This is a genomic window from Tepidanaerobacter acetatoxydans Re1, from assembly GCF_000328765.2.
Taxonomy (GTDB): Bacteria; Bacillota; Thermosediminibacteria; order Thermosediminibacterales; family Tepidanaerobacteraceae; genus Tepidanaerobacter; species Tepidanaerobacter acetatoxydans.
The window spans coordinates 2,629,410-2,651,035 of sequence record NC_019954.2; the positions used below are offsets into that span (position 1 = coordinate 2,629,410).

General features: G+C 36.6%; 20 protein-coding genes. 7 read left to right on the forward strand and 13 right to left on the reverse strand.

The genetic code is table 11. The annotated features are described in order from the left end of the window. Position 1: 1 nt before the first annotated feature. Positions 2 to 955 carry an ABC transporter ATP-binding protein gene (locus TEPIRE1_RS12575; protein ID WP_013779532.1) on the forward strand — a complete coding sequence of 318 codons (954 nt, stop codon included), beginning with the start codon at positions 2 to 4 and terminating at the stop codon, positions 953 to 955. Continuing rightward, positions 948 to 1,946 carry an ABC transporter permease gene (locus tag TEPIRE1_RS12580; RefSeq protein WP_013779533.1) on the forward strand — a complete coding sequence of 333 codons (999 nt, stop codon included), beginning with the start codon at positions 948 to 950 and terminating at the stop codon, positions 1,944 to 1,946. The genes TEPIRE1_RS12575 and TEPIRE1_RS12580 overlap by 8 nt, the downstream gene beginning before the upstream one ends. A gap of 264 nt (positions 1,947 to 2,210) precedes the next feature. Here TEPIRE1_RS12580 and TEPIRE1_RS14290 read toward each other — a convergent pair whose 3' ends face one another. The 12 genes from TEPIRE1_RS14290 to TEPIRE1_RS12640 all read right to left on the reverse strand — a co-directional run bounded on the left by TEPIRE1_RS14290 (position 2,211) and on the right by TEPIRE1_RS12640 (position 14,854). Continuing rightward, the gene (locus TEPIRE1_RS14290; RefSeq protein ID WP_158505943.1) at positions 2,211 to 3,191 is read right to left on the reverse strand and encodes a cellulose biosynthesis cyclic di-GMP-binding regulatory protein BcsB; all 981 of its coding nucleotides are present in this window, start codon (positions 3,189 to 3,191) and stop codon (positions 2,211 to 2,213) included. Then, a complete protein-coding gene (locus TEPIRE1_RS14295) occupies positions 3,151 to 4,620 on the reverse strand; it encodes a cellulose biosynthesis cyclic di-GMP-binding regulatory protein BcsB (RefSeq protein ID WP_015295959.1) in 1,470 nt (489 codons plus the stop codon). The genes TEPIRE1_RS14290 and TEPIRE1_RS14295 overlap by 41 nt, the downstream gene beginning before the upstream one ends. Before the next feature lie 9 nt (positions 4,621 to 4,629). Beyond that, positions 4,630 to 5,859: a glycosyltransferase family 2 protein gene (locus TEPIRE1_RS12595; RefSeq protein WP_041591606.1), complete on the reverse strand. Its 1,230-nt coding sequence runs from the start codon at positions 5,857 to 5,859 to the stop codon at positions 4,630 to 4,632. Positions 5,860 to 5,896: 37 nt separating this feature from the next. Further along, positions 5,897 to 7,537: a DUF2334 domain-containing protein gene (locus tag TEPIRE1_RS12600; RefSeq protein WP_013779536.1), complete on the reverse strand. Its 1,641-nt coding sequence runs from the start codon at positions 7,535 to 7,537 to the stop codon at positions 5,897 to 5,899. Next, positions 7,527 to 8,378, reverse strand: coding sequence for a GGDEF domain-containing protein (locus TEPIRE1_RS12605; protein WP_013779537.1), 852 nt, complete (start codon positions 8,376 to 8,378; stop codon positions 7,527 to 7,529). The genes TEPIRE1_RS12600 and TEPIRE1_RS12605 overlap by 11 nt, the downstream gene beginning before the upstream one ends. Continuing rightward, positions 8,375 to 9,517 (reverse strand): glycosyl hydrolase family 8, encoded by a 1,143-nt coding sequence (locus TEPIRE1_RS12610; RefSeq protein WP_013779538.1) that lies wholly within the window; start codon positions 9,515 to 9,517, stop codon positions 8,375 to 8,377. Before TEPIRE1_RS12610 ends, TEPIRE1_RS12605 begins: the two co-directional genes overlap by 4 nt. 329 nt (positions 9,518 to 9,846) lie before the next feature. Continuing rightward, positions 9,847 to 11,505, reverse strand: a complete 1,659-nt coding sequence (gene ilvD / locus TEPIRE1_RS12615) for a dihydroxy-acid dehydratase (RefSeq protein WP_013779539.1) — start codon at positions 11,503 to 11,505, stop codon at positions 9,847 to 9,849. Next, positions 11,502 to 12,038 (reverse strand): acetolactate synthase small subunit, encoded by a 537-nt coding sequence (ilvN, locus tag TEPIRE1_RS12620; protein ID WP_013779540.1) that lies wholly within the window; start codon positions 12,036 to 12,038, stop codon positions 11,502 to 11,504. Before ilvN ends, ilvD begins: the two co-directional genes overlap by 4 nt. 195 nt (positions 12,039 to 12,233) lie before the next feature. Then, positions 12,234 to 12,983, reverse strand: a complete 750-nt coding sequence (locus tag TEPIRE1_RS12625; RefSeq protein WP_013779541.1) for a prepilin peptidase — start codon at positions 12,981 to 12,983, stop codon at positions 12,234 to 12,236. A 41-nt stretch (positions 12,984 to 13,024) separates the two neighbouring features. Continuing rightward, positions 13,025 to 13,378, reverse strand: a complete 354-nt coding sequence (locus TEPIRE1_RS14300; RefSeq protein ID WP_015295963.1) for a type II secretion system protein — start codon at positions 13,376 to 13,378, stop codon at positions 13,025 to 13,027. Between the two features lie 157 nt (positions 13,379 to 13,535). Further along, positions 13,536 to 14,000 carry a chemotaxis protein CheX gene (locus TEPIRE1_RS12635; RefSeq protein WP_013779542.1) on the reverse strand — a complete coding sequence of 155 codons (465 nt, stop codon included), beginning with the start codon at positions 13,998 to 14,000 and terminating at the stop codon, positions 13,536 to 13,538. Then, entirely contained in the window at positions 13,982 to 14,854 is an 873-nt protein-coding gene (locus tag TEPIRE1_RS12640; RefSeq protein WP_013779543.1) for a response regulator, read from the reverse strand. Before TEPIRE1_RS12640 ends, TEPIRE1_RS12635 begins: the two co-directional genes overlap by 19 nt. Positions 14,855 to 15,231: 377 nt before the next feature. Between TEPIRE1_RS12640 and TEPIRE1_RS12645 the strand changes: the two genes are divergently transcribed. The 4 genes from TEPIRE1_RS12645 (at position 15,232) to TEPIRE1_RS12660 (ending at position 18,795) form a co-directional block, all read left to right on the forward strand. Beyond that, positions 15,232 to 16,371 carry a HAMP domain-containing histidine kinase gene (locus TEPIRE1_RS12645; protein ID WP_013779544.1) on the forward strand — a complete coding sequence of 380 codons (1,140 nt, stop codon included), beginning with the start codon at positions 15,232 to 15,234 and terminating at the stop codon, positions 16,369 to 16,371. 39 nt (positions 16,372 to 16,410) lie between these two features. Beyond that, positions 16,411 to 17,184 (forward strand): Na-translocating system protein MpsC family protein, encoded by a 774-nt coding sequence (locus TEPIRE1_RS12650; RefSeq protein WP_013779545.1) that lies wholly within the window; start codon positions 16,411 to 16,413, stop codon positions 17,182 to 17,184. A gap of 295 nt (positions 17,185 to 17,479) precedes the next feature. Next, positions 17,480 to 18,394 (forward strand): chemotaxis protein, encoded by a 915-nt coding sequence (locus tag TEPIRE1_RS12655; RefSeq protein WP_013779546.1) that lies wholly within the window; start codon positions 17,480 to 17,482, stop codon positions 18,392 to 18,394. Positions 18,395 to 18,423: 29 nt separating this feature from the next. Beyond that, positions 18,424 to 18,795: a hypothetical protein gene (locus TEPIRE1_RS12660; RefSeq protein WP_013779547.1), complete on the forward strand. Its 372-nt coding sequence runs from the start codon at positions 18,424 to 18,426 to the stop codon at positions 18,793 to 18,795. A gap of 283 nt (positions 18,796 to 19,078) precedes the next feature. Here the strand turns inward: TEPIRE1_RS12660 and pdxS are convergent, their stop codons facing one another. Beyond that, the gene (pdxS, locus tag TEPIRE1_RS12665) at positions 19,079 to 19,933 is read right to left on the reverse strand and encodes a pyridoxal 5'-phosphate synthase lyase subunit PdxS (RefSeq protein WP_013779548.1); all 855 of its coding nucleotides are present in this window, start codon (positions 19,931 to 19,933) and stop codon (positions 19,079 to 19,081) included. 193 nt (positions 19,934 to 20,126) lie between these two features. Here pdxS and pdxR point away from each other — a divergent pair, with 193 nt between their 5' ends. After that, the gene (gene pdxR, locus TEPIRE1_RS12670) at positions 20,127 to 21,620 is read left to right on the forward strand and encodes a MocR-like pyridoxine biosynthesis transcription factor PdxR (protein ID WP_013779549.1); all 1,494 of its coding nucleotides are present in this window, start codon (positions 20,127 to 20,129) and stop codon (positions 21,618 to 21,620) included. The last annotated feature ends 6 nt before the right edge of the window (positions 21,621 to 21,626 follow it).

The following is a 21,626-nucleotide window of genomic DNA, read 5'->3' on the forward strand; positions in this document are numbered from 1 at the left end:
CATGAACGGGCAAAATATAATTGAAATTCAAAACCTTACAAAGCGTTACGGTTCCATCACTGCAGTGGATAATTTGAATCTTTCGATATCGAAGGGCGAGATATTCGGCCTGCTCGGGCCAAACGGTGCTGGAAAGACCACTACAATATTGATGCTTATGGGGCTTTCTGAGCCAACTTCCGGCAGTATCAGTGTGGCAGGTTTAAATCCAACCCGCGAGCCAATCAAAGTAAAGCGGATAGTTGGCTATATGCCGGATAGTATTGGGTTTTACGGTGATATGACAGGTAGGGAAAACCTTTATTATACTGCAAAACTAAACAGGATTCCCGAAGAACGGCAAGATGACTTAATCGACAGCCTTCTGGCTAAGGTAGGCCTTAAAGATGCGGCAGACAGAAAAGTCCGCGAGTATTCAAGGGGCATGCGCCAGCGGCTGGGTGTGGCCGATGTGCTTTTAAAGGACCCTGAAGTGGTATTCCTGGATGAGCCTACTTTAGGTCTTGACCCGGAAGGCACTGCAGAGCTTTTGGACATTATAACGGAGCTTGGCAAAAAAGAAGGTAAGACCGTTCTGATATCTTCTCATCTCCTCCATCAGGTTCAGGCTATTTGCGACAGAGTTGGAATTTTTGTAAAGGGCAAGCTGGTAGCGGCAGGCACTATTTCTGAACTTGCCCAAAAAATAGGCGGCGAGCGGGCGATTGAAATTAAGGCAAGCCCTATAGAGGCCTTTCCGTCTGATGTAGTAAGGTCGATGCCCGGCGTTAATTCAATCAGCATGCAAAATGACATGATTGTTATTGACGGGGCAGGGCAGGAACTTGCACCCAAAATAGTAAGGGAACTTGTGGCACAAAATATGGATATTTACCACTTGAAGATATGCGGTTCCGATCTTGATGATATTTATCATCGGTATTTTCAGGAAGGAGGTGCAAGTAGCAATGGATAAGTTAAAGGATTTTCTCTTGAAAAAATTCAAAAGCTCTTCTTCCGAAGAAAATTCCGGCGGTGTAAAAGTGGTATTTGTAAAGGAACTGGCCGACCAGCTTTCAAGCATAAGATGCCTTATTCTGTTTGCCTTGATTGCACTTACAGGGATTGTCTCATTTTACTCAGCAGCCTCAAATATAGGGGCAGTAAGTGAAGATTCAGGAGCAAACTTCATACTTATTCGGCTATTTGCAACTTCAGGAACTTCCCTGCCATCTTTTACATGGTTTTTGTCATTGCTCGGCCCGCTTGTGGGGCTTTCCATGGGTTTTGATGCCATAAATGCAGAGCAAAACAGCGGGACACTGACAAGACTGCTGGCACAGCCCATATACAGGGATGATGTTATCAATGGAAAGTTTCTTGCACGGCTTTTCATACTGGCTCTGATGACATTTGCGCTTGGCGGTTTTGTGGCAGGTATGGGTATTATATTGACGGGAGTTGCACCGGAGGGTGAGGAAATCGTAAGACTCTTAATATATTTATTATTAAGCATAGTTTACATGGCTTTTTGGCTGGCACTTTCCATGCTGTTTTCAGTTATCTTTCGCCAAACGGCAACTTCGGCTCTTTCCGGCATCGCATTATGGCTGTTTCTTACCATATTTCTACCTATATTTGCAGGCATGGTGGCCGATACCTTCTACCCCATAGCCGATAGCGCAGATGCTCTGACACAGCTAAATAATATCAGGATTGCTCAGGGCATAAGCAGGTTATCACCGTCAACGCTTTACAGCGAAGCAGCAGTAACTATTCTCTCGCCAAGTGTCAGGACGCTGGGACCCGTATTGCTGGAACAGGCCTATGGAGCCATACCGGGCTTCTTGCCTCTAGGCCAGAGCCTGCTTCTGATATGGCCGCATCTTACAGGTCTTGTAGCAGGGACTGTAATTATCTTTGGCATAACTTATACACTCTTTATTCGGCAAGAAATCCGCGCTTGAATTATCTAATATTGTTAAGTATATTTGCTATTTTGGCACGAAACAAGACATCGGCGGCTTAAAATCACTTAGAAAAAGTCTCAAATAAAGAAACAATATAAATAGATACCGTAGTATAGTAAAAAGCTCCGCAGGAACCATAATGCACGTCTCATTCTCAATAGAATAAGCAGTGAAAATGATAAAGACAAGACTATTTACAGATGAGGCGCAGCATATCAATTCCGTGGAGCTTTTTATAATTTCAACAACTTGCTATTTAAGTTATTCTTTACTTCGGGTTATAATTATTAAGCCATAAACACTTATAATTATTATCATGAGGAAGAAGATCAGGTATATTATAAATTGAGGATTGTCGCGTAATCTTATTTTGCCTTTCGGAGAGGTTTGGCCGCTTTCATCTTGTGCTGCTTGTTTTGGTTTTACAAAGTATGCACTATAAATATCCCCATCACTGTCAATTACCAACCCATCACCAGAAAGCTGCACATTAAACGCCAAGTCTTTAAGGTAAGTTTGTGTCGGCATTAAATTTTTTTCTTCGGCTGCCGTAACCACCATTAAATGTTTCTTGCTGTTAAATGGCGAAGCCAGCAGTTGCAGAGATGACAAACCCCTGCTGTAGTCTTCAAGTAGATAAATTTTATCACTTGGTTCAAATTTTTCAAAGTTCTTATCAAACTTTATATACAGTTTATCGTTTAGATTTTTTATAGCAACATTGTCCCAAGGTGTACCGATAACTATAATATTGTTGTGGGTTGTTTCAAGTTCGGTGCCTTTTATCACCGATAGGTTTTCCACTCTACTTACACTATGCCCTATAAATGCTGTTATATTTGCTGCCATTGTAAGGTAATTTTGGTTTACTTTATCTGGGATCACTAATAAAACATCATCAAATGTGCCGTTTTTTATAAACATGTCCGGATAGTACTGAAAAAATCTGTCTTCAATAACTTCTTGAGGAATATTAAAGCTTGTATCCTTTGATATTAAAGCCCATATATCTCCGTAACGCCAATTTTTGCAGTCAAAATCATGTGGCTCAAGATAAAAAATTAATTTTAATTCTAAAGAATCGGCATCTCTAAATTCTTCCGGTATTTTTACTGTGATCTCATCGTTATCTGCTCTATCTTTACTTAATAGTTTGTTGGTTACCGGTATATTGTTTAAATAAACTGTAACAGAAGATTTGTCAAAATCCAGCGCCCCTGCATATCGCAGAGGAATTTTTATAGAGGAATTCTTTTTTTAACCTGTGATTTCTGGGCAGATTTATCGTATATGTTGCCTGCTGATAAAATATTCCTTTAAGTATGGTATCTTCATATCCTAAATCTTTCAGGGTCAATATATCAGTCTGTTTTTCGGCTTCATAATTTTCAACATCATTTTTTAATATAAATTGAGTATCTGTTTTCATTTGTAAGATTAAATTATCTAAAGTCAGAGACCTGGCTGCTGTAAGCAGCATTTCATCGTTATCTGATATTAGATAGAGTATACGTTTAGACGTATCATTTGGTGACGCTTTTTCTTTTATTAAGGCTCTATTTTTTAAATCGGGTAATTCTTTTCTTATCGGTTCAAAGATTTGATCGCCTGTATCAGCAGAGCTGCCTATAACAATAAAATTGGTATTTTCATCTATGTTTTTTATATCACTGTAATGCACTACTTTAACATCCACATTGTTGTAAGGAACTCTCCGCCCAAAATCTGCCGCAATCACCATGGCAGCAGTTATTTGACTATTATTGGCTCTATCCGGTACCGCTATGATGCAATTAACCGGCTCTAAAGCTGATACTTTAAGGTAAGGATATGGATAATCATTGATTCCAATTTTATCCGGAATTTCTTCATACTCTATATGTATGTATGATTCACTGTGAAGTGTAATCCAATTAGCAGGATTTAGGTCATCAGTGCAAGATTCTTCAGTAATTCGATGATATGTAGAAAATTTAATGGAGTTATAGCCTTTTATGATTTGTTCTTTTGGCAGCGGTATCTTTTCTATTGCTTTATAATCTGCTTTGTCACTCAATGTGATGCTTTTTATCGGCATATTATTAACGAGCACTGTCAATGTAGAATTTTTATATTTTTTTATCTCGCTTTGACTAAATACTAGTTCCAAAAAGCAGTCATCCTTTACCTGCCAGTTTTCATCGACAAAAAAGAAAATGCTGTGCCCCCCAAAGATTCCTTTTATTGTAGCATCTTCTGACATAGGAATATTTTTTACCATGTTCTGTGTATTTGCTGTAATTTTCGGAGCTTCAGCAGCTATATTTGCAGCCGTATTTATTATATCTGCCGGCAAGCCAGTTGAGGTTACCATAGGTTTGGTCGTTGATTCTTGAGTGTGTATTAAAGTTTCAAAGCCTAGAGCTTGCAGTTTATTTGCCACTTCTTTTGCAGTTTGCATATCTTTATAATTCCCTACATACAAACGAGTTCCGCCTGCAACAGTAAACTTATATGCAGGGAATCCCTTTGTTTTTAGGTTATTGTAATTTTCTTCAAGTACTGCTTTATCTTTGTAAAAGCCCGCCTGAACAACATAATAAATGTCTTGCTTTGATTCAGCGTAAGCACTAATAGCACTGCTATTTAGTAATACAACAAAGATAATGATTATACATGTTATCTTTTTCATGGCAACCCCCTAGAATCTTTCAGTCTTATACCAAATATGTTCTCTTTTAAAAATCGAGTCTTTTATGTAAGAATATATGCCGGAAAGACACACTGCAATCCAACACTGGCAATAAGTAAGATACATCATTACCACAAGTAAAAAATTGCTTAAGTTATACTCGCCCTTTTCCATTGTAAGGTTTATGCTTATTTCTAGAATAAATAATATATAGGCTAACATCCATATTATTATAAAATTGCCGGGCAGTGAAATTTTACTTATATTTAGTAAGCCCAGAATAAAAATAATGTCCGATGATATTACTGCAAAAAAGAACAAACAGCTTTCTAAAAGTCTGTAATAAAGATCGATAAGTATTGAACCTGAACATTTTGGGAGAGGGAACAGATATTTGCTGAGAACGTAAATATTCCCTTTCACCCATCGAGTCCTCTGTTTAAACCACACCCGAAGGGTTTCCGGCTCTTGCTCCCAGGATACTGCCTTTGGCATAAAGGCTATTTTGTAGCCGTTCATATATATCCTGATGCTTAACTCGGTATCCTCAGCTATGGCCTTAGAATCCCAGCCTCCAATCTGCTCTAATAAATCTTTTCTTACTATAAAATTGGTGCCTGGCAAAAGACACAGTCTAAAGCGCTTCCATCTGCCACCCTGAATCATCCACTGAAAACTGAGAGTTTCTATATTTATAAATCTTGTTAAAAGATTTGTATCTTTGTTCCGGGTTCTGAACTTGCCGATTACCGCACCATATTCCTTTGAATTGGTAATCTCGTAAACAAGATAGCGCAGCGACATAACCTCAGGTGTGTTATCTGCATCATAGACAACTATATAATCTCCATTTGCATGCTGCAAGCCGGTATTTAGCGCATTCGCCTTGCCTCTGCCGCCTGTTATACTGTCAGTCGTTATGATTTTTAGATTTTCGAAAGGGTATCTGGATTTAATATTTTCCAAGATAGCACCTGTATTGTCTTCCGAATTGTCATTTATTACTATTAATTCCCGTTTGCTTTTTGGATAGTCCATCTTCAGCATTGCCATAACTGATCTTTCAATAACCTTTTCTTCATTATGTGCAGGCACTAATATAGAAATTGTCGGATGGTTTGTAATACCCCTTACCACATCAATCTTTTTTTCCTCTGTTTCCTGAAAAAAACTATAACCTGCAAAGGACAGCCATGCATTGAAAAGCAGCAAAATCCAAATTGCAAAAAGCGAATACATAAAAAAATAATCTACCGTTTTCAGCAATTATATTCCCTCATTCTTTAAACAGATGTTCTCTGCTCTGTCTTCTCCTATCTAAGAATATATAAAGGAGTCGAAAGCAGATAAGAAGCACTAGAATTATTAAATATAGCAGTATCTTTCTAAAAAAAGGTATTAATTGTGATTCCTGTCTGTTTTTTACTTCTTTAATTGCAATATCGCCATCTTGCGAACGAATTATGTAATTTTCACCCTTTACCCAATTATCATCTTGTTTTAAATCAAGAAATCGTATATCGCGTTTTTTAATTTCAGAGATTACATCTTTCAGCAGATCTATATCAAGATAAGGGTGAAAATAAAATCCGGCAGTATAGTCCCTCACTATTGAAAGCTTATCCAGCTCTTCCAGTATATGCTGCCTGTATAATACATCCTCAGGATCTACGTAGCCAAGGTTTTCAGGAATAAGTCGGTTATAAAGTGGAGAATCGTATAGCCTATAAGGAAATGCAGTAGTTGTATAGCCCTTATCCGATGTCTGCAAATGGCCGACTATTGTAGAAAAATACATTTTTAGCTTTTTGTACCCTTCTCTTGAGATAGCATAGTGAGGCGCTTCAAATGCCAAAGGCACTATGCCTGTTGCTGTGCACTCATTAATTGCGGCATTTATTCGCTCATCAACCCATTTCCCCATATCAACATCGAGCGGTCGGTCATTTTCTCCATCCCAGAATTCAAAGCCCTCCCCAGGTATATCTTCATGAATCTGGTGCGTATAGCCGTGCAGTAAAATAGTTCCACCTGAATCCTGCATGTATTTAATAATATAGCTAAATTGCTTATCATCTCTCATATTGTAGATATTTTTTGTTTTTACATCATAAAATGCAGGAATTAATGCCACCATATATGGTATACCCTCTTTGTTAAAATAATCTGCTATTTCGCAGAGGTTATTTATAGATGTTTGAGCATGGACATCTTCTATGCGCACATAAATTTGAGGGTTTTCATCATGATATTCTTCAAAAAAATCGTGTAAGACATCAGCCAGTATATAAAATAAGACTCCTTGTGTATCAAGGCAGGATACATACCACAAATTTGATATTTTAATTATATATGGATATAAAGTGTGCCCATCGCTTAAACTGCTTACTACTTTGCCGGCATTATCTTCCGCAGTAACTTTTTGAAAAAGGCGCTCAGTCTTTAATATGAACTCTTTACCTTTATACTTAACTTTTATAGGTTTGAGATCCTTACCTGCAAATGCTATACCATTGCGGGGATTGTGCTCAATAAAAGCTTCTATTCCAATACCAATAAAAAGTAGTGGATTTTTATACTTTGCCATATCATCCAGCAGTATTTCACTTAAATTTTCGTTGGAAATTCCCACATAGACTGTCCTGTCATACTTGTGCATCATGCCGCTTTTATAGTACGAGGCGGGTATTTCTTCCACTGCAACATTGAAATGGTAAAAGAGATGACTTATAGCAGTAACTTCATCGGTTTTAAATCCAAGGTAGTTTCTCCTGTCATAAATTACCAGAACGTTTTTCACATCATTTTCTCTTTTTATTAATTCTCGGGCTGTGGCAGGATTATTTGAAAACGTCAGACATGTAATCAGTATCAATATTTTTGCAGTTATGCCGCAAATTTTACTCTTATACATCATATTCCAGCTCTTTTTCCAATCGATGTCTTATTTCAAATACATCATCAGTCTTGCCATCATAGGGCATAATACCTATTTTAAAATTAAAATTGAGTTTTTCTTCTTTTTTCCCCGAATTTAGAGTTATGCTGCTTAAGTTTGTGCGTATTCGGCTTTTTATCACTTCAGCACCCTTTTTATCCGTATTTGGAAGAATGAAAGCAAAAGTATCATCTTCTAATCGATACTTTTTATCCTCTGTTCTTAATGTATCTTCAATATTTTTTACCATTAAAGACACCACATCATCAGTCTTGCTTTTGCCGTAAATATCCGTTAGTTCTTTAAAAAACATTATCCTTACAATCATAAAAGATAGAGTAAATCCATGCCTTTTGGCCCGCCGAATTTCCTCACATAGATCTTCATAAAATTTTTGCTTATTACCTAAGCCTGTAAGATTATCCACTCTTACCAATATTTGCACATTCTTCTTTAATTCTTTTACAACTTTAAAAGATTTGTTAACACATTCGCCTAACCGGCTTGAAGTATATGCAATAACAGGAAAGACCATGAGCCAAAAATAATCCTTTAAAAAAGTAAAACTAAAGATCCCTCCAAAAATTGCCTCATACAAAATGTAGCTTCCATATGCAAAGACTAAGAACAGTGCGGCAAAAAGCCCCATAACCAAATTTGTAGAAAAGGACCACAGTGCAAGGAAAAAACCGGAAGATAGCAATATGTAGTTCTTATGGCTTATCATATCAGGATTTAGAAAAAACATTGATATTAAAACAAAAAACTCCAAGATAAGTAAAACAAAATAAATTTTAATCTTTTTGCTTTTACCGTTCATTTCACACCCCCAAATCCTTGCAGTGCCAGTAGTGCCTGCAAATTATCAAATGAGTAAACTTTTAAAGTTGTTGGATCACCGAACGCACCGCAAATAGGACTTGTTTTATCACTGATTTGGAACATCAAAAGTTTTGCTTTCATCATTTCATATAGCTCATTGTCTTCAATATTTTTTGCAATTCTACAGGCAATGGCATATGAGGCAGCAGACTGTAAATCAGAAGCCGGCTGTGACGAGTTTATTCGGTAACTGTTAAACAGCGCATTATTCATTCTTATTTGGCCTTTAAGCCAGTCTATAGCTTCAGGAGGGCACATTCCCACTTCACTAAGGTGAAGCAGTATGTTTAAATAATCTATAATGTTAATCTCCTGTTCTTTACTATAGCTTTTTGTTTTATAACTATAAGTTTTCCTAAAAAATGGTTTGTCTTGTGATATAAAAGCATTGTCTATAATTTTTAGACCTTTTTCAAAAGCATTTCCCCAATCACTGTCGATTTGGGATAGAAGTTTCATCGTATAAAGGTCTATATAAGAAAGAGTTATAGTGTCCGCTTTCGTTTTACTCTCAGCATCATAGTAGCCCACAAGGCCTTCTTTTGTAAACTCGTATTTTTTTACCTTGCGTGCAAGTTCATTCAAAAATGTTTTATATTGCATATCTTGCCAGCGGTCAGATGCATAGATAAGAGAACGAACTATTCTTAGATCGTCTACCGATGCCGAACTTTTAGTAAGCAGCTCTCCTCCTGATCCTACCCTCCACATTATGACTCCGTTATCTAAAATCATGTTCCTTACTATGTTAAAATGTTCATCGAAAAGAGATTTATTACCTCCTTGGACTGCATAAAGCATTATAAGGCCTTCAGATTCTGATAACACTTGATGACCTGTTGCCCATTCATTTACTTTATAATCATCCAAAAAATTAGTAAAAATCCCTTGCTCGCCAGACATCTCAGTTTGAATAAATTTTAAGCATATGGTTTCTTCAGGCTTGCTGGAAAATGTTTTCCATTCTATATTCAGCTTAATAGAAACTTGCTTTAAATACAATAAATAAAACAAGTACAAACATATAATTGCAACTATAATAAGTATGATTCTTTGGATATGTTTTGTATTTGCCATCTAAACACAACCTAATTATGATGTTATAATTCCTGTATCCTGAATAATGTCTATCTTGAGAATATTTTCTTTTCGCAGAACTCTTTTAAGCAAATAAAATATTAGCTGAAAATTATTATATCATATAATTTGCATAATAACACTTCATATTTCCATCTCCCAAAAGACCTATCCGGAGGCATTGTTCTTGCTGGTCTAATGTCTGTTCGGTACTCGGCAAATTAATACCCCTTGAGCTTTAATCATAAAGCTAAGGGGTATTAATATTTAATAAGCGGGCATCAGACTTGACTGACGCAACTGCCATAAATTATTGTCTACCGAATATTTTATTTTAGCACCGCACCGGTATTGGCAGATGTTACCAGGCGCGCGTAGCGGGAAAGGTATCCCGTTTTTACCTTGGGCTCAGGCTGCTGCCATGAGGTCTTGCGGCGTGCCAGTTCTTCATCTGAAAGAAGCACTTCAATTTTTCGGTTATTTATATCTATTCGGATTATGTCGCCGTCCTGAAGCAGGCCTATGGGGCCGCCTTCCATGGCTTCAGGAGAAATATGCCCTATGGATGCACCTCGGGTAGCCCCCGAAAATCTTCCATCGGTGATAAGTGCCACATCCTTATCAAGGCCCATACCTGCTATTGCCGAGGTCGGCGATAGCATCTCTCGCATGCCCGGGCCCCCTTTAGGCCCTTCATAGCGAATAACCACCACATCGCCCTTTTGAATCTTGCCAGAAAAAATTGCCTCGGTAACCTCTTCTTCAGAATTATAAATCCGTGCCGGGCCTTCATGATAGAGCATCTCCTGTGCTACTGCTGCTTCCTTGACTACTGCACCCTTTGGAGCAAGGTTGCCGCGAAGTATGGCAAGACCTCCTGTTTCTCTGTACGGATTTTCCAGCGGATGAATCACATCGGTATTTTTAATCTCTGCATCGGCAATATTTTCGCCGATTGTCTTACCGGTAACTGTCATTAAATCCAGATTGAGCAGTCCCTTACGCGAAAGCTCCTTCATAAGCGCAGATATTCCCCCTGCTTCATGAAAGTCCTGGACATGATAGTGGCCGCTGGGAGCAAGTTTTGCAAGATAGGGAGTCCTTTGACTTATCTTATCGAAAATATCAAGCTCAAGCTTTATGCCGGCTTCATGGGCAATCGCCGGAAGATGGAGCACCGTATTGGTTGAACCTGCCATACCCATATCAACGGTGATTGCATTTTCAAAAGCTTCTCTTGTCATTATATCCCGCGGTTTTATATCCTGTTTTACCATTTCCATAACCTGCATTCCGGCCTTTTTCGCCAAACCGATACGTGCTCCCGAACTTGCCGGTATGGTTCCGTTGCCGGGAAGGCCCATGCCTAAAGCCTCAGTCAGGCAGTTCATGGAATTTGCCGTAAATATACCGGAGCATGAACCACACCCGGGGCAAGCCTGTTGTTCTACTTCCTCAAGCTCTTTTTCGCTTATCTTTCCCGAAGTAAATTCAGCCACCTTTTCAAAACAGGTATTAAGGTCTATGTCCTTGCCTTTATATCTGCCTGCAAACATAGGCCCGCCGCTTATAACAACAGCCGGGATATTAATGCGCGCCGCCGCCATGAGCATTGCCGGCACGATTTTATCACAGTTAGGTATGAGCACTAATCCGTCAAACCCGTGAGCAATAGCCATTGCTTCGATGGAATCTGCTATGAGTTCGCGAGAGGCCAAGGAATATTTCATGCCTATATGCCCCATTACAATCCCGTCACATACCCCTATAGCAGGAAACTCTATGGGCGTGCCGCCGGCCATTGCAACACCAAGTTTTGCTGCCTGTGCTATAGTGTCCAAGTGAATATGTCCGGGAATTATATCATTTTGGGCATTTACAATGCCTATTAAGGGCCTCGCCAGTTCTTCTTTGGTATATCCCATTGCATAAAATAACGAGCGGTGCGGCGCTCTCATAACGCCTTTTTTTACTCTGTCGCTTATCATTGGATTTCCTCCTTTGCTGGTGTCTTATCCGGTTCCGGCGCATCGTATATGCTCTCTTTGCCTCGCTGCAGTGCTATGCCGCCGGTCCTTACTATTTCAATTATACCATAGCGCTTCATCAAGTTTAAAAATGCTTTGACTTTACTTACATCTCCCGTAAGCTCTACAATTACCGATTCAGACTCAATGTCTATAATCTTACCCCTAAATGTTTCAACAATTTGAAATACTTCAGTTCTGTTAACATCATCAGTTCTGACTTTGATAAGGGCAAGCTCCCGCTGAACAGAGGCTTTTGCATCGAGCTCTACGACCTTTATCACATCCACCAATTTTTCTACCTGGCTTTTTATCTGCGAAAGTTCCCTCTCGTCACCTTCCGCTACAATAGTAATACGGGATATCTTTGGGTCATCGGTTTCCTCACCGGTAAAGCTGGTTATATTGAAGCCTCTTCTTGTAAAAAGCCCTGAAATCCTTGTGACAACACCATACTCATTGTGAACAAGCACTGAAAAGATTGCTCTGCGCACTTTAACACCTTCTTTTAAATTTTTTTAATATCTTTGATAAGCTGGTTTTACCTTTTTAAACTTATATAATTCTAATGTAAACATCTCTTTTCCTAAATTTACGATCAGCATATAGCATGCCGCTTGCCTTATTATAAGCATAATCAAAAACAACATGTTGATATTCCGGATCGAAATTAACTTTCCACAGCAGAATCAAATATGTGCGTATTTTAAGAAGTACCATGAAATGATCTTATCTCCGGCAAACAAGCTTGCAATACTGCCTAATGCTATAAACGGGCCGAATGGAATAGCATCCTTTATTCCTTTGAGCTTTAATACAATAAGAATAATTCCTGCAGTAGCACCGAGAATAAAAGAAAGCAGCAAAGATAATAATGTTAATCGCATGCCTAAAAACAAACCTACCGCTGCAAACAGCTTTATATCACCACCGCCCATGCCGCCTTGAGAAAAGGCAGCTATTAAAAAAATAGTTCCCCCTCCTAAAACAGAACCCATCAGATAATATAGAACGTCTTTCCCATGTATTAAAATGTTTAATAGCAAGCCTATAACTGCTGTAGTCAAAACAACTTTATCAGGTATTATCTGATATTCCAAATCCGTAAAGGCAGAAACAATAAGGCTTGAAATTAATGTTACTGCACTCAAAAAGTCAAGGCTAAACCCTAATTTAATAAATGCAAGGAAAAACATTGCACCGGTTAAAAACTCCACTAAAGGATATCGCATGGAAATTTTGGCATTGCATCTTCGGCATTTACCACGCAGATATAAAAAACTTAAGATTGGAATCAAATCCCGTGCAGCAATCTTATATCCACACTGCGGGCAGCGAGAATATGGATATGCTATCGATTCTCCCCTTGGAATTCTGTATATGCATACATTTATAAAACTACCGATGACTGTTCCTAGGATAAAGATAAAAAGGTTCACAAGACCAGCACCCTCTGCAATGTTTATATGCAGCTAAGAGACTAATGCTGCTTTTTTTCTAAGTTATAAACTTCACCTGTTTTCGTATACTCCCATTCATCTATTAACTTTTCCTCCAAATTCAGATAATCTTTCAGTGCTTCTTTCGGCAGCTTATTCCCTGAATCTGGGTTCGGATATTCCATATTATCCGCATAGTATCTTTCAAGTGCGTTTCTAATAATTTTCTCATTTGCTTCATTAGCCGCTGTTTCAGCATTGCTCTTTATATTAATAACCTTTGGGATTGTCAGTGTGGCTAAAATACCCAGGACTGCAATGACAATTATGAGTTCAATTAAGGTAAAACCTCTTTTGTCTTTAACTTGATTATGTAAGGACCATTTTATACTCATGCTAAATCCCTACACTCCTTTATAGTATAGCACTGCTTTTTGAAAACTGTTGTTTAACTAAAACAATGCTATGAAAAATAGATTCCGGCCCAAGAGTTTCTATCTATATGTAATATAAACTTTGTGTTTTTTTGATTATAATATTATGAAACAGGCTTTAGCCTTCAATTGATATGTTTAATTCAATTACTATATCCTCATCAACAATAACTTCAACACACAAAACCTTTTCAGTACTTAATTTTGTTGTAATGTTTTCCCCATACATGAGGGTAGGAGTTGAAATACTAATACCTACGTTTTCCTTAGAAAACTCTGTACTTGCATTTGCGGTAAGCATATTGGCAAGCTCAGATAAAGCACTTTGAGCCATTTCATTAAATTCATCGACCGGCATGCCCATCATCATTTTTGAAGAAATTTTTTTTGCATCATCCATATTCATAGAATATACTACATTTCCTTTTAAATCCCCAACAATGCCTATTATTATAAGTATACCGTCTGTCTGCAGCTTTTTCCCTTTAACACTTAATTTGCCTCTTTTAATACTTTGAAATCCTATTTGCGGCATCACGTTTTGGAATGCCATCAAAAAAGGGTTTACATGTTTTGCATCCATTCAGAATCACCCCTACTGAAGCCAATATTTAAAAGCATTTCGCCAAATTCTGTATCAATAATTATTGAAGAAGTCTTAAATTTTGCCGACGATATATTTAAGCTCTTTCCATAGAATACAGAAGGGGGCGACACTCTTAATCCAAAAACTTTATTCTCTCTGTTTAACATTGAACAAGCATTACCTGAAATAATATTGGCAAATTCGCCAATAGCAGCTATAATTTCATTAGCTTGTTTACATTCTCTTTTAAGCATTTTGTTTGACAGATCAGTCGCAGTTTCGATAGACATATCAAGTATCATTCTGCCTGAATATTTACCTATTATACCAATTACTACAGCTATCCCCTTTGATTTCATCGTTTCGCTGGAAAGATGTTCATCTTTATATTTAGCTATAGTTTTTGTCATCTTGTTTAGCGCGTCTGAGAAAGCCTCTTTAAATACTGGTACGTATAAATTTTTAAAATATTTAAATAATTCTTCGTCATCTATTAGCCTTTGAATCGTCAGTATGAATTCTTCTTCATCTATGGGCTTTTGTACATAGCCGTTTACATCGTAATCTTTAGCTTTTTTTAACATCTCATCATCCATCATGGAACTTACTATCACAATTTTAATATCTTTATTAATCTTACGTATCTCTTTAGTGCATTCGAAGCCGTTAGTTCCGGGTAAGGTTATATCCATTGTTACCAAATCCGGCTTTGTTTCAGACACAACCGATATCACATCTTCTAGCGAACCTGCATGTCCAACTACTTCGAAACCGTTTTTTTCTAAAATGTCTTTAATAATTAAAACGGAAAAATCCGAATCATCAACTATAACCACTCTTTTTTTATCCACGGCTCTCATCTCCCTCCTGTACAAACCAGTTTTGTGATAATATATATAATATTACCAATTTCTCGACCGATTTACAACTAAAATAGAAAACAAATTAGTATATATTTAATCGGCAGTCAGCTTCTTCTTAAGATTTTGAACTTCTGCAAAAAAATTAAATAAAATTGCATAAGCATATGAATTGTATAATTTTATAGCATATCGTCGACTGTCTCAGCCTGAAAATTAAAACCATCGATTGCCTTGTGATTCAGGTAAAATACCGAAACATCAGTTTAACATATCTTGCCAATGTATAATTTATAATCTATAATTGTATTCGAGTTAGACAATACGGTTTTAGAAAATTTTAAAAGGCACTTAAAAGAGGTGATTTCTTGGATAATCAATATAATTTGCAAAACATTAACCAAGATAAAAAGCTGGCAGATTACATCAATCAGTCAAAATCAGACGGTTTTTCACTCGAAATTGAAGCAAAAAAAACAAATAAAAGCATTGAGTGTTATATCATTGGTGCTAATGAACATTACTGTGAAAGGGTAAAAATTAAAAAAAATGACCTCATCGGTGCTAATATTAAAGATATTGACGATGAGTTTAAACATTTATACTACCAGTTAATATATTATCTCATTGAGCATAATACAGGAGATTTTTTTAATTTATATATAAAAAAAGACCAAGAAAACTTTGAAATAATAGATATTGATAAAAATTATATATATGACATTGAAAATGAATTCTATGAAATAATGACATGTGTTTTTGACAGAAGCGTCACATCCTTGAGGATATTTTTTGTTGTAAGAAACTTCGATAAAGAAATAGAAATTATCAACAGGATAGGCAAAATATTGGAAATCAATAGTTATAATGATAAAATCACAAATATATCTGAAGTTGTTTCAAATTTAACTCATTCTTGGAGGCAGCCTCTAAACAGTTTAAACTTTTCTATTATTAATTTCAAAGATGAGATAATCGATGCGACCGGAGATGTAAAACTTGTAAATGAATATTATAACGAAATATGGGCTATCTTAGAAAGTCTTTCTAATAAAATCGAAAAGTTTAGAAGCTTTTTTGAGAGAAATTACGAAGAAAAGCACTATGATTTGATTCAGTATCTTGATCTAATTTTCGAGATTTTAGATGAGAAGGTAAAAAAAGAAAATATTCAAATACATATAGATGCTAAAGATTCTTTCGAGGTATATGGTTCACCTAATGAATTTGTGCAAATAATGTACTGCATATTCTTTGATATTATAGAGCACTGCAAGGCTCATTTAGATATTTTTAACAGAAAATTAAATATGGAAATTTATAAAGATGAAAAAAATGCTGTTATAAGCATACAAATCATATTTGATAGGCAAAAATACACTGATTTTACACTGGATTTAGAGCATATGCATGCATTTGCCCATATTATACATGAAATTTTGCAGGGCAGCATTGATTTAATAAATGGTGAAATGGAAAATAAAGTTATAATTAGGTTTCCTTTGTAAATAATTAGGTTTCCTTTGTATGAATTAGGGGAGGTTGCTATGCAAGATATAAATGTATTAAAAAGTATAAAGGTTCTTTATGTAGAGGATGAACCTATCACGAGGAAGCAAGTATGTAAATTCCTGAGTAAGCGAGTAGGTAAAGTGTTCGAAGCAGAAAACGGAAAAGACGGAATAAAAAAATTCATCGAATTTAAGCCGGATATTATAATAACTGATTTAGTAATGCCATATATGAACGGAATCGAAATGATGAAAAAATTAAGAGAGGATGGATTTGATTGTCCATTTATCATTACATCCGCTTTATCTGACTCCGGCACTATTTTGGAAACAGTAGATTTAAAGATTGATAAGTATCTGATAAAACCTATAAATGTTGATATCTTGCTGGACAGCTTGACTCAAATAGCTGCTAAAATCATAGAAAGAAAAACAGATTCGATAGTTTTAAAAGATAACTTAATGCTAACAGAAGATATGAAAAATGAGCTTGAAGTAGAAATTAGAAATATATATTCTAAATATCTAAAAAAAGTTATAGGTAAAGGTGCTAAACTTATTAAGGTATTTATTAACGGAAGGGAAATAGAAATTTTCGCAAAAGAAAATTTTACTACACTGGAAGAAAGCTTGCTGTCTACCGGATATCATTATAAAAGTATAGAGGTCGTTCGAAAAACGATATATGATAATACAATACATGAAGTAGAAAATCAGATATCCGAATTAATAAACAGGAAAGTGTCTGTAAAAGAAATAGAAATTTCTCCTAAGGAAAAATTTGAAAGAATTTTAATAAAAATCATATAGTGTAAATTAAAATAATATTTGACAAAACTTGTTATTTATGATATTTTATTATCAAGCTTTTGACTTCGCATTTCTATTTACATGCAGCAAAGCTTATCGACAATAAACGCAGATATATTTATGATATAAGCTGTGTTTATTAAAATTAATTAAATAAATAATTTAAAATGACTGTGGAGCAGCTATTTTTATCAAATGAAAATTTGCAATAAAAATAGTCCATAGATAAAAGTTTTTCATGCTTTTATTTATGGACTATTTTTTTATGAAATTTAGTCAGGAGGGAGGTAAGCTTATGAATGGCAGCAATATATTACTGGAAACCGGAACTAATGAATTAGAGATTGTAGAATTTCAAATACAAAAAAGCAACTTTGGAATCAATGTAGCTAAAGTCAAGGAAATTATAAGATATGAAAAAACGGTTAAAATTCCAAAAGCTCATCCATGCATACACGGAATGTTCAAATGGAGAGATTCGGTAGTTTCTGTCATCGATTTACCTAAATACCTAAATCTGGATTCGGGCAAGGTTTATAGTAATAGAGATTTTTTTCTAATAACTTATTTTAATAAAACCATGGTTGCTTTCATCGTTAGTCACGTAATTGGAATTAAGCGTTTATCATGGGAAGAAATCGAAAAGCCGAGTTCTACGATTTATGGTGAAGTTGACGGAATCATCAATGGCGTCGTAAAAAACAGTGATGGTTTAGTATCAATTTTAGATTTTGAAAAAATTTTAACTGATATCAGCCCCGGCACAGGTATTCAAGTTAGCAGTGTAGCAAAAACGGGTAATAAGGCAAGAAACCATAAACCTATCTTAATAGTCGACGATTCACAAACGCTGTCAAGAATGATTGAAGATTGCCTGACAAAAGCCGGGTATCAAGATTTGATTACAGCATCTAACGGAAAGGAGGCTTGGGATATACTTCAAAAAATAAAAGAACAAGATGATAAGCCGCCTAATGAGCTTTTATCCTGTGTCATATCTGACATTGAAATGCCGCAGATGGACGGGCACCATCTAACCAAACGCATTAAGGAAGACCCTGTGCTGCATACAATTCCGGTAATATTGTTTTCATCATTGATTAGTGACGATATGAAGCAAAAAGGTGAAAAAGTGGGAGCGGATGCTCAGATTAGCAAGCCTGAAATCGTTAATCTGATTAATGTGATTGATGGATTAATTGAAAAATAAATTATAAAAAACGGAGGCGTTATTATTCAATGGATAAAATAAAAATCTCAATTATAAGTAATGAGACACCATTGAGTGAAAGAATAAAAGACATGTTAAACAGCCTTAATATTTTTGAAGTTGATTGTGTGGATAATATAGAAAAATGTAGTAATTATTATGACATTCTCATGATCGACATGGATTCTTTTAAACGCGAAAGTCAAAAGGCTCTCATGCAAATAATCAAAAAACTCAGCAGGCATAAAAAAATTATTCTTTTAAAGGATATGGATCATGCAAACTACTTACAAAAAATAAATATTTTAACCAAACCGCTAACGGAGATGAAATTAATTAATGCCATATGTAATTCGATGATGGAAGATTTTCCCGAAGATATATCCGAAATTATTGTGTAAGAATATGTCTATTTCTAAATATTGTCAAGGGTGAATTCAAGGTTTTTAATTTAGCGAAAAGGTATGTGACAAATATGTGATACCAGATGCTTTAAAACACAGTTGGAAATTGCACTTGTCTCACAGTTATTATATGTATCGCAAAACAGTAGCAGGGAAAGAACTGCCGGATTTGAAAGTCGGCTAATGATATTAGAGCATTCATACAGCGGCGACTTTTCGTCATCCAGCAGCTTCCAAACTTACACATTATTGCAGGGGTAGGCACATGAAATTGATTGATTTACCACCCGCGCTCGGCATAGTGGTCTTCCAGTTTATCTATTTCAATGCTTTGCATGGCCTCACCCAAGTTTTCGGATATTTTGGCTAAAACATCAGGATTGTTATAGTTGGCAACAGCCTCCACTATGGCTTTTGCCATTTTCTCAGGGTTGGCAGATTTGAAGATACCGGAACCTACAAATACTCCGTCGCACCCCAGCTGCATTAGTAAAGCTGCATCAGCAGGAGTTGCAACGCCGCCGGCGGCAAAGTTTACAACAGGAAGTTTGCCTTCCTTGGCTACATACTTAACTAGGTCAAAGGGAGCACCCATCTCCTTGGCAGCACTCATGAGCTCTTCTTCAGGCGTGCTGGCAAGTTTGCGGATTTGCCCCATAACGGTTCGTATGTGTTTTACTGCTTCAACTACGTTGCCGGTACCCGCTTCACCTTTGGTCCGAATCATGGCAGCCCCTTCACCTATACGGCGGAGGGCTTCACCGAGATTTCTGGCCCCACATACAAAAGGTGTTTTGAATTTAGTTTTATCAATATGAAAGGCTTCGTCCGCGGGAGTTAAAACTTCGCTTTCATCTATGTAGTCAATTCCTAATGCCTCTAAAATCTGGGCTTCTACGAAATGCCCAATTCGGCATTTGGCCATAACGGGTATTGATACCGCTGCTTTAATTTCCTTAATAATTTTTGGGTCTGACATGCGAGCAACTCCGCCCTGTTTTCTGATATCCGCAGGTACGCGCTCTAAAGCCATGACCGCTACAGCTCCGGCCTGTTCGGCGATCTCGGCTTGTTCCGGAGTAGTGACATCCATTATGACGCCACCCATTAATTTAGCATTGATTTGACTTGACATGTTTTAACCTCCTTATGTTCACTGCTTAAATAATGTGGTATAATTAATGTATCGGTACAAAATGATGAGCAACTTTACTTTTAAATTTTTTACTGTTTATAGTACACTTTAATCATTTTGTACATACAATATTATGCCATTTTAAAAAGCGTTTGTCAATACACTTTTTAAAATTTAGGCTTTGGAGGGCGTTATGGATAAATTCGTATCGATACATTTGAACAGAACTTCTGATATTCCGCTTTATATCCAAATTTACAACGGCATGGTACAACTTATCGAAAGCGGTGTTATAACTTGTGGACAGCAGCTTCCGCCTATTCGCCGAATGGCTTCTTTTTTCGATGTTAATACAGTTACAATAGTTAATGCATATAAAAAGCTGCAGGCAGATGGTTATGCAAAATCTAAAATAGGCAGCGGAACTTATGTGAGTTTTATCGGTAAAAAAACGCATTTGGGAGAATTCGATGTTCCGATCGAAAATATGATTTCTTCTGATTCTGCTGCAGAATCGGTATATGTAAAAAAAGACGGTTTTATAAAGTTTGATTTTGCCGGTGCATCTATCTCGCCAAAATACTTTCCTGTAAAAGATTTTAAAGAGGTAATCAACGAGGTCTTGGACAGGGACGGCGGTTATGCATTAGAATATCAAGAAAGCAGCGGATATCAGCCGCTTAGGGAATCTATCCGTGATTTTATGAAGGCACAGCATAACCTTGATATCCCCCTTGAGGAAATACAGATAGTATCAGGAGCTCAGCAAGGAATTGATATAGTTGCAAAGGCTTTTTTAAATTACAAGGATGTGGTCTATGTGGAAGCTCCCACTTATCCGGGAGCCGTCAATGCCTTTAAGTCTAGAAATGCCCGCATTGTTGAAATTAACATGCAGGAGGATGGAGTTGATCTTGATGATTTGAAAAAAAATATAATGTCAAATCCTCCGAGGCTTTTTTATACAATGCCGGTTTTCCAAAATCCTACCGGTTATTCTTACAGTATAGAAAAAAAGAAAGAGCTGATAGCTCTTTCCAAGGAATATGATTTCTATATAATTGAAGATGATCATATTAGCGACCTTTACTATGATGAAAAGCCCTCTGCTCTAAAGGCACTTGACGATTCAGATAAGGTATTTTATATCAAAAGTTTTTCAAAACTGTTCTTACCAGGCTTACGTATAGCTTTTCTATGGGTTCCAAGACGACATTTTGATAAGATCGCTCTAGCTAAATATTCTTCGGATATATCTACTTCAGGGCTTTCACAGAGAATCTTGGATTTGTTTTTAAGGAAAAGCCTTTGGGCCGAACACGTGAGCCATCTTCAAAAAATATTTTATAAAAAATGGCAAGAAACCGTAAAGTCATTAGAAAAGTATATGCCTAGCGATGTGAGTTATTTCTATCCTAAAGGAGGTCATTTTTTCTGGATCAATCTTCCACAAGGCATATACTCCACCAATCTCTACTATGAAGCCTTAAAAAATGGAGTTTCCATAATGCCAGGAGAGTTGTTTTTTATAGAGCAAAGACCGTCAGAAGGTTTTAGATTAAGTATTGCACAGATTTCGGAATGGGATATTGAAGAGGGAATTGCCCTGCTAGCCGAAAGTATTCAGTCTCTTATCGACAATCCCCATAAGGTCTTTCAAGGTCCGAACGACCGGCCGTTATTATAGCTCTAA